Annotated in this window: 12 protein-coding genes; 6 read left to right on the top strand and 6 right to left on the bottom strand. The window is 72.5% G+C overall.

Translation table 11 applies throughout. The annotated features are described in order from the left end of the window. Positions 1-39 precede the first annotated feature (39 nt). The 4 genes from ACFQ87_RS09180 to ACFQ87_RS09195 form a co-directional block, all read right to left on the bottom strand. The gene (locus ACFQ87_RS09180) at positions 40-744 is read right to left on the bottom strand and encodes a YoaK family protein (RefSeq protein ID WP_380609981.1); all 705 of its coding nucleotides are present in this window, start codon (positions 742-744) and stop codon (positions 40-42) included. Positions 745-772: 28 nt separating this feature from the next. Continuing rightward, positions 773-2,650: an amidohydrolase gene (locus ACFQ87_RS09185; RefSeq protein ID WP_380610149.1), complete on the bottom strand. Its 1,878-nt coding sequence runs from the start codon at positions 2,648-2,650 to the stop codon at positions 773-775. 72 nt (positions 2,651-2,722) lie between these two features. Then, positions 2,723-3,355, bottom strand: a complete 633-nt coding sequence (locus ACFQ87_RS09190; RefSeq protein WP_380609982.1) for an FMN reductase — start codon at positions 3,353-3,355, stop codon at positions 2,723-2,725. An 18-nt stretch (positions 3,356-3,373) separates the two neighbouring features. Beyond that, complete coding sequence (locus ACFQ87_RS09195) at positions 3,374-4,456, bottom strand: LLM class flavin-dependent oxidoreductase (protein ID WP_380609983.1); 1,083 nt, start codon at positions 4,454-4,456, stop codon at positions 3,374-3,376. Between the two features lie 285 nt (positions 4,457-4,741). Here ACFQ87_RS09195 and ACFQ87_RS09200 point away from each other — a divergent pair, with 285 nt between their 5' ends. The 3 genes from ACFQ87_RS09200 to ACFQ87_RS09210 all read left to right on the top strand — a co-directional run bounded on the left by ACFQ87_RS09200 (position 4,742) and on the right by ACFQ87_RS09210 (position 7,596). Beyond that, a complete protein-coding gene (locus tag ACFQ87_RS09200) occupies positions 4,742-5,404 on the top strand; it encodes a hydrolase (RefSeq protein ID WP_380609984.1) in 663 nt (220 codons plus the stop codon). Between the two features lie 32 nt (positions 5,405-5,436). Continuing rightward, positions 5,437-5,919 (top strand): DoxX family protein, encoded by a 483-nt coding sequence (locus ACFQ87_RS09205; RefSeq protein WP_380609985.1) that lies wholly within the window; start codon positions 5,437-5,439, stop codon positions 5,917-5,919. 84 nt (positions 5,920-6,003) lie between these two features. Continuing rightward, positions 6,004-7,596 carry an MFS transporter gene (locus ACFQ87_RS09210; protein ID WP_380609986.1) on the top strand — a complete coding sequence of 531 codons (1,593 nt, stop codon included), beginning with the start codon at positions 6,004-6,006 and terminating at the stop codon, positions 7,594-7,596. Positions 7,597-7,651: 55 nt separating this feature from the next. On the opposite strand, the gene ACFQ87_RS09215 is transcribed toward ACFQ87_RS09210, so the two are convergent. Further along, positions 7,652-7,957 (bottom strand): GNAT family N-acetyltransferase, encoded by a 306-nt coding sequence (locus ACFQ87_RS09215; RefSeq protein WP_380609987.1) that lies wholly within the window; start codon positions 7,955-7,957, stop codon positions 7,652-7,654. Positions 7,958-8,294: 337 nt separating this feature from the next. On the opposite strand from ACFQ87_RS09215, the gene ACFQ87_RS09220 reads away from it, so the two are divergent. Further along, the gene (locus ACFQ87_RS09220) at positions 8,295-9,719 is read left to right on the top strand and encodes a dihydrolipoyl dehydrogenase family protein (RefSeq protein ID WP_380609988.1); all 1,425 of its coding nucleotides are present in this window, start codon (positions 8,295-8,297) and stop codon (positions 9,717-9,719) included. A 99-nt stretch (positions 9,720-9,818) separates the two neighbouring features. Next, complete coding sequence (locus tag ACFQ87_RS09225) at positions 9,819-10,580, top strand: GPR1/FUN34/YaaH family transporter (protein ID WP_380609989.1); 762 nt, start codon at positions 9,819-9,821, stop codon at positions 10,578-10,580. 226 nt (positions 10,581-10,806) lie between these two features. Here the strand turns inward: ACFQ87_RS09225 and ACFQ87_RS09230 are convergent, their stop codons facing one another. Then, positions 10,807-11,361 carry a Dps family protein gene (locus tag ACFQ87_RS09230; RefSeq protein WP_380609990.1) on the bottom strand — a complete coding sequence of 185 codons (555 nt, stop codon included), beginning with the start codon at positions 11,359-11,361 and terminating at the stop codon, positions 10,807-10,809. 249 nt (positions 11,362-11,610) lie between these two features. Here ACFQ87_RS09230 and ACFQ87_RS09235 point away from each other — a divergent pair, with 249 nt between their 5' ends. Next, positions 11,611-12,447: an alpha/beta fold hydrolase gene (locus ACFQ87_RS09235; RefSeq protein ID WP_380609991.1), complete on the top strand. Its 837-nt coding sequence runs from the start codon at positions 11,611-11,613 to the stop codon at positions 12,445-12,447. Positions 12,448-12,560 lie beyond the last annotated feature (113 nt).

Consider the following 12,560-nt stretch of genomic DNA (forward strand, 5'->3'; position numbering starts at 1 on the left):
GGCGCGGAATGCTCCGCGGATCGGCGCATGCCGGGTGGATCACTCCCGGTAGAGCAGCACCGTGGCGCCGGCCAGCACCGCGCTGGCCACCAGCGCCCAGGCGATCTGCCCGTGCAGCACCAGGACCGCGCCCGGCACGGCGCCGGCCAGCATGGTGGCGACCGCGAGGATCCTGCGCCGCTGGCGCGGCGCGGTGCCACCGGCCAGGCGGGAGTCGGCCGCCAGGCCGGTCAGGGTGAGGGTGAGCACCGTGGTGGTGAGGTCCGGCACGCCGAGGCCGCGCACGGTGCCGTTGCGGATGCCCATCGCTACCGCCACCAGGGCGATCACGGCGTACCGCGCGGATCCGTCCGCGCTCCAGGCGAAGGCGACGACGGCGGCCGCACCGTGCAGCGAGACCTCCAGGACCAGGGCCGCGCGCAGCCATCGGCCGCGCCGCGTGGTGGTGTGCCGCCCCGCGAGGCGGCCGGCCAGGACCGCGCCGGCGAGGAAGGCGGCGAGGGAGGTCAGCGAGCCCGCGACGGAGAACCCGGGGGCTCCGGCCAGGGCGAAGGCGATGACGACGACGTTGCCGGTCATGTTCGCCGTGAAGACGTGGCCGAGGCCGAGGTAGCTCACCGCGTCGATCAGGCCGCTGACCGCGGTGAGGGCGAACAGGGCCAGCGCCAGCGGATGGCGGTCGTGGACCTGTGGCCCGGGGAGCTGTGGCGGGGCGGTGCGGGGATCGCTTGCGGGCGTGGTCATGACGCCTCCTCTCCGAGTTGCCGCATCGTCAGAAGAAGCACGGGTCCAGCGGCGCCGCGCCCTGACCCGGGAGGGCGAGACCGCGGGCCTCCCGCCAGGCGCGCTGCTCGTCGGAGGCCGCCGCGGCCTGTGCCACCCGCTCGGCCTGGTGGAAGCCGGCGAGGCCGGGTGCGGGGGTGGCGTGGTAGCCGCCGAACCGCGTGACCGGGCTCCACGACGGCGTCACAGCGGGCAGGTCGGGGGCCAGCCCCTGGTGCTCCTGGGCGCCGTGGACGATCCGGCCGCCGACCACGGTGAGCACGGACTCGATGTGCGGGATGTCCGGCTCGGGCACGGTGAAGTAGTCCGCACTGAGGATCGCGAGGTCCGCGTAACTGCCCACGGTCAGACGGCCCTTGACATCCTCCTCGCCGGTGAGCCGGGCACCGCCCAGGGTGTAGAGCTCCAGGGCCTGCTCGCGGCTGAGCCGGTTGTGGTCGGCCGCGAGCCGCCGCCCGCTGACCGCGCGGCCGGAGACCAGCCAGTGCAGGGCGACCCAGGGGTTGTAGGAGGAGACCCGGGTGGCGTCGGTGCCCGCCGCGACGGTGAGGCCGCGGCTCAGCATGGCGCGCAGCGGCGGTGCCTCGGCGGCGGCGGGGGCACCGTAGCGGGAGACAAAGGCCTCGCCCTGGAAGGAGAGGCGGTTCTGCACGGAGACGGCGCCGCCCAGGGCCGCGATCCGGTCGAGACTGTCCGGGCTCACCGTCTCCGCGTGGTCGAAGAGCCAGCGGTTGCCGTGCGGGAACAGACCCTCGGCGGCCAGTTTCTCGAAGACGGCGAGGTCGCGGCGGATGGTCTCGTCGTACGTGGCGTGCAGCCTGAAGCCCCAACCGTTTTCCATCAGCAGGCGCACGGCCTTCTCGAACTCGGTTTCGTAGGCGCCCAGGTGCGGCCGCGGCTCGGTGAAGTTCTCGAAGTCGGCCGCCGCCCAGGTGAGGTTCTCCCCCGCTCCGTTGAGGCGCAGCCAGGCGTCGCCGTCGCCGGGGCGCACGGTGCTGACCCAGCGGGTGAGGTCGTCCAGTTCCTGCCCCGCGGTCTGCGGGAAGAGGTGGTAGGCGATCCGCAAGGTCAACTGTCCCTGCCGGGCCAGGTCCATGACGGTGCCGTAGTTCTCAGGGAAGCTCTGGAAGCCGCCGGCGGCGTCGATCGCCGAGGTGAGACCGAAGCGGTTCAGCTCGCGCAGGAAGTGCCGGGTGGAGCCGGCCCGGTCCGCCTCGTCCAGCATCGGCGCCTTGGCCAGGGTGGAGTAGAGCAGCAGCGCGCCCGGGGCGGCGATCAGCAGGCCGGTCGGTTCGCCGTCGTGGGCGCGGACGATCTGGCCGCCGACCGGGTCCGGGGTGTCCCGGGTGAAGCCGGCTGCCCGGAGCGCGGCCCGGTTGAGCAGCGCCGACTGGTAGAGGTGCAGCACGAAGACGGGGGTGTCGGGTGCCGCGGCGTTGAGTTCGTCCAGGGTGGGCAGCCGCCGTTCGGCGAACTGGTCGGCGGACCAGCCGCCGACCACCCGCACCCACTGGCCGGGCGGGGTGCGCTCCGCCTGGACCCGGAGCATGGCGAGTGCCTGGCGCAGCGTCGGCACGCCGTCCCAGCGCAGCTCCAGCACGTAGTTGAGACCGCCGCGGATGACGTGCAGGTGCGCGTCGTTGAGTCCCGGGACGGCCCGGCGGCCGAGCGCGTCAACGACCCGGGTGTCCGGGCCGACCAGTGGGACGATGTCCGCGTCGTCACCGACCGCCTGGATCAGTCCGTCCCGGACGGCCAGGGCGGTCACCTGGGGACGGCCCGGGTCGTTGGTGTGCACCTTGGCGTTGCGGATGACCAGGTCGGCGGGCTGGTCCGGGGTGCCGGGGCGGATGCCGGCGACGGGCATGCTGGACAACGGAGTTCCTTTCGGGCGACGGCAGCTGACGGGTTGGCGTGCGCGGTCGAGGTGCGCGCCGGATCAGTGGGGGCTGAGCGCAGCGGGTGGGATGAACGGCAGCGCGGGGCTGTCGGCGGGCCGCGGAGCCGCCACGGCCGCGACGGCCAGCGCCGCGAGTTCTCCCCCGGCTCGCTCGACCCGCACCGGCAGGGTGTCGGTGAGCGCGTCGCCGGTACCGCCCCAGTCCTCGGAGGCCGCGAAGACGGCGGTCGGGGCGACGAGCGCGCGCTGGTAGGCGAAGAGCGGGCGCATCGCGTGCTCGAGTGCCAGGGAGTGGCGCGCGGTGCCGCCCGTCGCGGCGATCAGCACCGGCTTGCCCGCCAGCGCTCCGGGTTCGAGCAGGTCGAAGAACGACTTGAACAGGCCGCTGTAGGAGGCCGAGAAGACCGGCGACACGGCGATCAGCGCGTCGGCCGTGCTCACCTCCTCCAGCGCGCCGGCCAGCGCGGGCGCGGGGAAGCCGGAGAGCAGGTGGTGCGAGATGAGGGTGGCCAGCGGGCGCAACTCGTGTAGGTGTACCCGGACTTCACGGCCGGCCCGGGTGAGGTGCGCGGTGGTGGCGTCGGCGAGCCGGTCGGCTAGCAGGCGGGTGGACGAGGGCTGGCTCAGTCCGGCCGAGACCACGGCCAGGGTGATCGGCGAGGTCGTTTCCATGATGCGGCTCCGTCGGGGTCAGGAGGCGGTGGGGACGCGGTCCCGGAGCGTGGCGTGGGTGGGTGCGTCGGGCACGGTCTCAGGCCGGCCGGCGGCGAACTCCTTGCGGAGCACGGGCACCACCTCCTCGCCGAGGATGTCGAGCTGCTCCAGCACGGTCTTCAGCGGCAGCCCGGCGTGGTCCATCAGGAACAGCTGGCGCTGGTAGTCCCCGACCACCTCGCGGAAACCCAGGGTGCGTTCGATGACCTGCTGGGGGCTGCCCACGGTCAGCGGCGTCTGCTCCGTGAACTCCTCCAGTGAGGGCCCGTGGCCGTAGACCGGTGCGTTGTCGAAGTACGGACGGAACTCGCGGACCGCGTCCTGGGAGTTGTGGCGCATGAAGACCTGCCCGCCGAGCCCGACGATCGCCTGCTCGGGCGTCCCGTGGCCGTGGTGGGCGAAGCGGGTGCGGTAGAGCTCGACCATCCGCCGGGTGTGCTCCTGCGGCCAGAAGATGTTGTTGTGGAAGAAGCCGTCGCCGTAGTAGGCGGCCTGCTCGGCGATCTCCGGGGAGCGGATCGAGCCGTGCCAGACGAAGGGCGGTATGCCGTCCAGCGGGCGCGGGGTGGCGGTGAAGGACTGCAGCGGGGTGCGGAAGCGGCCCTCCCAGTCCACCACGTCCTCGCGCCACAGCCGGTGCAGCAGCGCGTAGTTCTCCACCGCGAGCGGGAGGCCCTGGCGGATGTCCTGGCCGAACCAGGGGTAGACCGGGCCGGTGTTGCCGCGCCCGAGCATCAGGTCGACCCGGCCGTCAGCGACGTGCTGCAGCATCGCGTAGTCCTCGGCGATCTTCACCGGGTCGTTGGTGGTGATCAGGGTGGTCGCGGTGGAGAGGACGATCCGCTCGGTCCGCGCGGCGATCCAGCCGAGCATGGTGGTGGGCGAGGACGGCACGAACGGTGGGTTGTGGTGCTCGCCGGTGGCGAAGACGTCGAGTCCGACCTCCTCGGCCTTGAGCGCGATGGCCAGGATCGCCTTGATGCGCTCGCGCTCGGACGGCGCCCGTCCCGTGGTGGGGTCGACCGTCACGTCGCCGACGCTGAATATCCCGAACTGCAAGGGGTGCCGCCTTTCCGCTGACCGGGCGGCCCGGTGGAGCCGCCCCGGCGAACCTAGGCAGCCCGCGGTGCCCGGAGTGCCTTCGCAGCGCATCGTCGGTTGCCTCGCAGCGCACGGCGCGTGCGGCTGACCTGGGGGTGCGCTGTCAGTGCAGTCTGGGAACAGTCCCGGGCGCGCAGCGAGCAGCCGCGTCGGGCCGGCGCGCATTAGCGTCGTCGAACGTGGCGCCCTGATGGCCCAGCCAGGCGCCTGCGTTCCCGTCAACTCCCCGAATGGAGAAGAACCATGGTCGACTTCGCCACGGTCCACGCCGCCCCGAGCCCCGATCTGCTCACCCCGGACAACGCGATGATGCTGTTCGTCGACCACCAGCCGCAGATGTTCTTCGGCACCGGCAGCGGTGACCGCACCTCCATCATCAATTCGACCGTCGGCCTGGCGAAGGCCGCGAAGATCTTCGACGTACCGGTGGTGCTCTCCACCGTGGCGGCGGAGTCCTTCTCCGGGCCGATCCTCCCGCAGCTGAAGGCGGTCTTCCCCGATCACGGGATCGTCGACCGGACCAGCATGAACGCCTGGGAGGACGAGGCGCTGGTCGAGGCGGTCAAGGCGACCGGCCGCAGCAAGATCATCCTGTCGGGCCTGTGGACCGAGGTCTGCCTGGTCCTGCCGGCGCTGTCGGCGCTGGAGCAGGGCTACGAGGTGTACGTGGTCGCGGACGCGTCGGGCGGTGTGAGCCCGCGGGCGCACGAGCACGCCCTGCAGCGGATGACCGCGGCCGGCGCGGTGCCGGTCACCTGGCTCCAGGTGCTGCTGGAGCTCCAGCGCGACTGGGCCCGGACCGAGACCTATGTCGCGGTGACGGACCTGGTCAAGGAGCACGGCGGCGCCTACGGCATGGGCGTCGTCTACGCCCAGGCCATGGTCAACCCGCACGCCGCCGGCTGACGGGCCGCGACCGAACTCGACCGGAGTCCATCATGAACACGGGCCTTCTCCTGCTGCGGGTGGTCGCCGGCCTGCTGATCGCGGGCCACGGCGTCCAGAAGGTCAGCTTCCGCCTGGGCGGCAGCGGACTGGCGGGTGGTACCGCCGAGTTCCGCGGCGACGGCTTCCGCGGCGGGAGGCTCACCGCGCTCGCCGCGGGCGGCACCCAGATCGGGGCCGGACTGATGCTGGCGCTCGGCCTGCTCACTCCGCTGGCCGGCGCGGGTGTGATGGGCGTGATGACCGTCGCCCTCACCGTCAAGTGGCCGCACGGGCTGTGGGTGCAGCACGACGGGTACGAGTACCCCCTCGTGCTGATCGTCATCGGTGCGGTGCTGGCCGCCACCGGCCCCGGCCAGTGGTCGCTGGACGGCGCCCTCGGCCTGGCGCACTGGCCGCTGTGGTGGCTGCCGGTGGCGGTGGTCGCCGGCGTGGGCGGCGGCCTGGCCACACGGCTCGCCCTGCACCGGGCCTGACCGCGGACAACTCCCGATCGCGTGGGCCCCGGGGCAGCTTACCTGCCCCGGGGCCCGCGCCCATTCGTCACCCAGGGAAGGTCGATGAAGTCGAGTACCGTCGCGGATTCCGGCGGGTCCGCCTGGACCCCGCTGCGGGAGAAGGTGTTCCGCGCGCTGTGGCTGGCCCAGTTCGTCTCGAACGTGGGCGGCTGGATGCAGACCGTCGGGGCACAGTGGCTGCTGGTCGGCCACGGGGCCGCACTGGTCTCGTTGGTCCAGGTCGCGGCCGGGCTGCCCGTGCTGCTCCTCGCCCTGCCGGCCGGCGTCCTCGCGGATCTGGTGGACCGCCGCAGGCTACTGCTCGGGATGCAGGCTGCCATGGCCGCGGTCGCCGCCGTGCTCGCCGCGCTCGCGCTGCTCGGCGTCCTCGGATCGTGGTCGCTGTTGCTCCTCATCTTCCTGCTCGGCTGTCTGACCGCGCTGAACGGTCCGGCCTGGCAGGCGCTCCAGCCGAGTCTGGTGCCGCGCGAGCAACTGCGGCAGGCCTCGGCGCTCGGGGCGGTGAACATGAACGTGGCCCGTGCGCTCGGGCCCGCGCTCGGTGGTGCCCTGGTCGCGGCCGCCGGCGTCGGCTGGACCTTCGCGTTCAATGCCGTCTCGTTCCTCGGCATCGTGCTGGTCCTGCTGTCCTGGCGCCCCGTCGGCGCGACGCCGGGCCGCGGCCAGGAGCGCGAGCACGCACTCGCGGCACTGCGCGCCGGCGGGCGCTACGTGCGCAGCGCGCCGGGGGTTCGGCGGATCCTGCTGCGCAGCGCGTTGTTCGTGCCCGGAGCGGCCGCCCTGTGGGCGCTGCTTCCGGTCATCGCCGTACAGCGTTTGAGGCTTGGCCCCTCGGGGTATGGCGCCCTGCTCGCCGCGGTGGGGCTGGGGGCGGTCCTGGGCGCGAGCGCGCTGCCATGGCTGGGCGCCCGTCTGAGGGCGACGAGCATGCTGGCGCTGGCCGGCACGCTGACGGCGGGCACGCTCGTCGTCGTCGCCGTCTCCACGGACGCCGTCCTGGCCGGTTCGGTCCTCGCGCTGGCGGGCGCGGCCTGGATCTGGGGACTCTCCACCCTCAGCGCCGCCTTGCAGCTCGAACTCCCCAACTGGGTCAGAGCGCGGGCGGTCGCCTTCTACCTGCTCGTCTTCCAAGGCGGCAACGCCCTGGGCGCGCTGGTGTGGGGGCAGCTGGCCCAGTACACCGGACTCACCGCCGCTCTGACCACCTCGGCCGCGCTGCTCGTACTGGGTGTGGTCTCCCTGCGCCGGCTTCCGTTGCTGGACGGCCGGGTCGATCCGTCACTGTCCGACACCTGGCCCGAACCACGGCTGACCGTCGAGCCGGCCCCGCAGGACGGCCCGGTCCTGGTCACCGTCACCTACCGGGTCGCCGGCGCGGACGCCTCGGCCTTCGTCCGCGCAATGGGTGGCGTCGAGGCCTCCCGGCGTCGGACCGGCGCCATCAGCTGGGGCCTGTACCGGGACGCAGCCGAGCCGGACCGGTTCATCGAGGTCTTCACGGTGACCTCGTGGGCGGAGCACTGTGCTCAGCACCACGTGCGCTACACCGGGATCGACCGCGAATTCGAGCGCACGGCCCGGAAGTTCGTGCCGAGCGAGCCGGTCGTGACGCACGCCGTGCCGGCCCGGGAATGAGCCGGGTCCGGGCCGGCGTGCGCCCGCCGGAGCAGCCACGCCGGCGTGCGGCGGCTCAGAGGCCGAACCGGGCACGGTGGGAGGCGGGGACCAGATCGGCGTACTCGGGGTGCTTGGTGATCCACCCGCGGATGAAGGGGCAGTAGGGCAGCACGGCGAGCCCCTGCTCGCGCGCCGCGTCCAGCGCGGCGCGCGCCAGCTTGCCGCCCAGTCCCCGACCCTCGAAGCGCGGGTCGATCTCGGTGTGGATGAAGGCGATCTCGTCGCCGGAGCGGTGGTACTCGGCGAAGCCGGCGAGTTCGCTGCCGTCATGGATCTCGAACCGGGACTTGTCGGCGTTGTCGCTGACGAGCTGCTCCATCGTTCCTCCTGCAGGGTGTGGTCGACCGCCTCGGGAATGGGCGGCACCTGATCGTTGACGGCCGGATCATGGCGACACCAGGAGCATAGTTTAAGAATCAACATTTGTCCCCCTGGCATCGCACGGCTCCCGTCGACGGCCAACCTAGCGACGAACGAAGGTGCCGCCGGGTGGGCCGGCACTCGGACGACACTCCGTGCCTCTTGGGGACAGCGCCGAGCACGCAGAGAACACGCCGACCCGGTCGGGCTGCCTAGCGTCGTTCAGGGGCCGGACCTGCCCAACGCAGGCCTGCCGGTGCATGACCATCAGATGGCGTGAGGGAACGGGCGAAGAGATGAGCGGAACCGACGAGTTCGACCTCGTGGTGCTGGGTGCCGGTCCGACCGGGGAGAACCTCGCCGATCGCGCGCGGGCCGGCGGCCTGAGCGTGGCGATCGTCGAACGCGAGCTCGTGGGCGGCGAGTGCTCGTACTGGGCGTGCATGCCGAGCAAGGCGCTGCTCCGGCCGCCGGCCGCACTGCGGGAGGCGCAGCGGCTGCCCGGTGCGCGGGCGGCGGTCGGGGACGGGCTGGATGCCGACGCGGTGCTGCGGCGCCGGGACGACTTCGCCTCGCTGTGGCGGGACGACGGCCAGGTGGCCTGGCTGGAGTCCGCCGGAATCACGCTGGTCCGCGGGCACGGCCGGCTGGACGGCGAGCGACGGGTCGTGGTGGACGTCCCCGGCGGGGGCCGCCGCATCCTGACCGCACGTCACGCCGTGGCCGTCTGTACCGGCACCGGTGCAGCCCTGCCCGACCTGCCGGGCATCGAGCACACGGGTGTGTGGACCAGTCGCGAGGCGACCAGCGCGCCCGAGGCCCCCGGCCGGCTGGCCGTCGTCGGCGGCGGCGTCGTCGCCGTGGAGATGGCCACGGCCTGGAGCGCGCTGGGCAGCCGGGTGACCCTGCTGGTCCGGGAACAGGCCCTCCTGCCGCGACTGGAGCCCTTCGCCGGTCAGCTGGTGGCCGAGGCGCTTCGGGAGTCCGGGGTCGAGCTGCGGTTCGGGGCGTCGGTGACCGGCCTGGCCCGGGGCGGCGAGGTCGTCCTGGACCTCGGCGAGCACGGCGAACTGCGGGCCGACGAGGTGCTGTTCGCCACCGGACGGCGGCCCGCGACCGGCGATCTGGGGCTGGAGACGGTCGGGCTGGAGCCCGGCGGATGGATCGAGGTGGACGACACCGGGCTGGCCGTGGGCGTGGCCGGCGGCTGGCTCTACGCGGCCGGCGACGTCAACCGCCGCGCGCTGCTGACCCATCAGGGCAAGTACCAGGGCCGGGTCTTCGGCGCGGTGATCGCCGACCGGGCGGCCGGCCGTGAACTCGACCTCGCGCCCTGGGGGCGCAGCGTCGCGACCGCCGACCGGACGGCCGTGCCCCAGGTGGTCTTCACAGACCCGGAGGTCGCCTCGGTCGGCCTCACCCTCGCCGACGCGTCCGCACGGGGCCTGCGGGCGCGGGCCGTCGACTACGACATCGCCGACGTGGCGGGGGCCTCGCTGCACGCCGACGGATACCGCGGCCGGGCACGGGCCGTCATCGATCTGGACCGGGAAACCGTGGTGGGGGCCACCTTCGTCGGATCCGGGGTCGCGGAGCTGCTGCACTCGGCGACCGTCGCCGTCACCGCCGAGGTGCCGCTCAGCCGGCTCTGGCACGCGGTACCCGCCTACCCGACCATCAGCGAGGTCTGGCTGCGCCTGCTGGAGGCCTGGCGCGGCTGAGGAAGAAGTCGCAGCGGAAGTCGCAGAGCAAGCGGACGGCCGTCCTGCCGGCGGTCGTCCCGAGGACACGAAGTACCGAGAGCAAGGAGCGAAATGATGGTGGCGGCAACGAGAGAGGGCGAGCGGCTGGGCGAGCCGGACCCGACAGTGGCCGGGATCGAGACGCCCACGGGCACGGATCCGGTGGCCGGTACCGGAGCCGAGCCGCACCCGCACGCGATGACACGGATCACCCTGCGGCCCATCGCCTCGCCGATGCCCCTGGGCTTCTTCACGGTGGCCATCTCCTCCGTTGTGATCAGTAGCCTGCAACTCGGCCTGATCGACGGTGCGAACCGGCAGGCCGTGGCGCTCACGGTCTTCTCCGCCTTCGTGCTCCAACTACTGGTCAGCATCCTTGCGTTCGGCGCCCGTGACGTCATCGCGGCGACGCTGATGGGCGGATTCGCCGGCGCCTGGCTGGCCAACGGCCTGGTCACGTCGGCGGACGCCCACGGCGGGGCGCAGGTGCTCGGTGTGATGAACCTGGCGTTCACGGTCTTCGCCGCGCTGATGGCATCGGTGGCCAAGCCGAAGAAGGTGCTGTGGCTGCTCCTGCTGATCGCCGTACCGCGCTACTTCGTCGCCGGCGTCTACGGCCTCTCGGGCGCGGCCTGGCTGGGCCACGCCGCCGGGGTGCTCGGCATGCTCCTCGCGGCGGTCGCGATGTACGCCGCCTACGCCCTGATGCTGGAGGAGCTCCGAGGCAGGGAGGCCCTGTGGATCGGACGCAGCGGTCCCGCGCGGGACGCCATGCACGCGGGACTGGCCGATCAGCTGAACCGGCTGGAACGGCATGCGGGTGTGCGCCGGACCCTGTAGTCGGTGGCCCGTCCGACCGCCCGGATCGATCTGACGGCGGGACGCGATTCGGCTGTGCTCGTACCCGAGGACCGGGTACGAGCACAGCCGAATCGCGTTTCGTCCACGGCCTGCGGAGTCCGCGCCCCCGGAGTCGGTGGACGGCACGAAGAAGTGCCGGGGCCGCCGACGAACGGACCCGGCACTGAGCGGGCCGGGATCGCCGACGAACGGTCCCGGCCCGCGGTCACGCCCCGGTCTCGGGGGTGACGACCAGGTGTTCGGCGAGGAACCAGACCTGGGTCTCGCCGGTGCGGATGATCTGGGAGACCAGGAGGTCCTGGGTACCGTCGTCCCCGAGCTCCGCCGTGCGGGTGGCGGCGTCGCGGACGTCGGCGAGGATGCTCTCGTGGGCGTCGAGCAGGCGCGAGAGCATCGAGTGCACGTCCTCCACGCCGTCCGGCGGGCGCGGCACCCCGGTGATCAGCGCGGCGTGCCGGGGGTCCCCCACGGCGACGCCACCGAGCGTCTGCACCCGTTCGGCGAGCGCGTCGACCAGCTCCAGCTGCTCCTGGGCGTGCTTGTCGAAGAGCAGGTGCAGCTGGTAGGCGGTCGGCCCGCGCATGCCCCAGTGGCACTTCTTGTACAGCGAGTACAGGAACTGGGTGTCCGCGAGGACCCGGTTGAGCCGCTGGCACGAGTACTGCCGGGCGTCGTGGGAGAGCGCGATCGGCAACTGAGTGACGGTGCCGAACTCCTGGATCTCCGCGCCGTGTTGGTGGAGGTGTGGCTGGCTGTTCATGGTGCTCCTGGGAATGGCTGGGCTGTTCGGGGATCAGGCTAGGAACGCGCGGGCCCCCGGCCTGTTCCGACGGCGCACCGCCTGCGTTCCTTCCGTGCACCCGCACGGGAGTTGGGCCCGGGTGAGTCGCCGGGCAACCGGAGCACTCTCGGGCGACACCGGGTGCTCTCCGAGGCAACAAGCCGGCGACGGCCGCCCCTAGCGTGAGCCCCATCGCAGCCACCCGCTGTCCGAGAGATAGGAAGAACCATGCCGTTCATCACCGTTGGCCAGGAGAACTCCACCTCCATCGACCTCTACTACGAGGACCACGGCACCGGGCAGCCGGTCGTCCTGATCCACGGGTTCCCGCTGAGCGGACACTCCTGGGAGCGGCAGAGCGCCGCACTGCTGGACGCCGGCTACCGGGTCATCACGTACGACCGGCGCGGCTTCGGTCAGTCCTCGCAGCCGATCACCGGCTACGACTACGACACCTTCGCCGCGGACCTCAACACCGTGCTGGAGACCCTCGACCTGCACGACGCCGTGCTGGTCGGCTTCTCGATGGGCACCGGCGAGGTCGCCCGCTACGTGTCCAAGTACGGCTCCGCCCGTGTCGCCAAGGTCGCCTTCCTCGCCTCCCTGGAGCCCTGCCTGCTCAAGACCGACGACAACCCGGACGGCGTCGCCCCGAAGGACTTCTTCGACGGCATCGTCGCCGCCGTGAAGGCCGACCGGTACGCCTACTACACCGCCTTCTACCAGGACTTCTACAACCTGGACGAGAACCTCGGCAGCCGGATCAGCGAGGAGGCCGTCCGCAACAGCTGGAACGTCGCCGCGAGCGGCGGCTCCTTCGCCGCCTCGGCCGCCCCGACCACCTGGTACACCGACTTCCGCGCCGACATCCCGCGCATCGACGTCCCCACCCTGATCCTGCACGGCACCGGCGACCGCATCCTGCCGGTGGAGAACACCGCCCGGCCGTTCCACCGCGCGCTGCCGTCCGCCGAGTACGTGGAGATCGAGGGCGCGCCGCACGGCCTGCTGTGGACCCACGCCGAGGAGGTCAACACCGCGCTGCTCGCCTTCCTCGCGAAGTGACCCGGGCGGCCGTCCTCCCCCGACGACGGCCGTCCGCCCCGTCGTCGGTGCCGAGAGCGGCAGGGACAAAGACAAAAAAGGGAGGAGAGGAAGAACCACCGCCCACAGAAACG

Source organism: Kitasatospora sp. NPDC056531 (assembly GCF_042794375.1).
Classification (GTDB): domain Bacteria; phylum Actinomycetota; class Actinomycetes; order Streptomycetales; family Streptomycetaceae; genus Kitasatospora.

Coding starts and splice junctions, on each gene's coding strand:
- ACFQ87_RS09205 (WP_380609985.1), top strand. CDS start 5,437: ATGAACACGGGCCTTCTCCTGCTGCGGGTGGTCGCCGGCCTGCTGATC.
- ACFQ87_RS09235 (WP_380609991.1), top strand. CDS start 11,611: ATGCCGTTCATCACCGTTGGCCAGGAGAACTCCACCTCCATCGACCTC.
- ACFQ87_RS09230 (WP_380609990.1), bottom strand. CDS start 11,361: ATGAACAGCCAGCCACACCTCCACCAACACGGCGCGGAGATCCAGGAG.
- ACFQ87_RS09200 (WP_380609984.1), top strand. CDS start 4,742: ATGGTCGACTTCGCCACGGTCCACGCCGCCCCGAGCCCCGATCTGCTC.
- ACFQ87_RS09190 (WP_380609982.1), bottom strand. CDS start 3,355: ATGGAAACGACCTCGCCGATCACCCTGGCCGTGGTCTCGGCCGGACTG.
- ACFQ87_RS09220 (WP_380609988.1), top strand. CDS start 8,295: ATGAGCGGAACCGACGAGTTCGACCTCGTGGTGCTGGGTGCCGGTCCG.
- ACFQ87_RS09215 (WP_380609987.1), bottom strand. CDS start 7,957: ATGGAGCAGCTCGTCAGCGACAACGCCGACAAGTCCCGGTTCGAGATC.
- ACFQ87_RS09180 (WP_380609981.1), bottom strand. CDS start 744: ATGACCACGCCCGCAAGCGATCCCCGCACCGCCCCGCCACAGCTCCCC.
- ACFQ87_RS09210 (WP_380609986.1), top strand. CDS start 6,004: ATGAAGTCGAGTACCGTCGCGGATTCCGGCGGGTCCGCCTGGACCCCG.
- ACFQ87_RS09185 (WP_380610149.1), bottom strand. CDS start 2,650: ATGCCCGTCGCCGGCATCCGCCCCGGCACCCCGGACCAGCCCGCCGAC.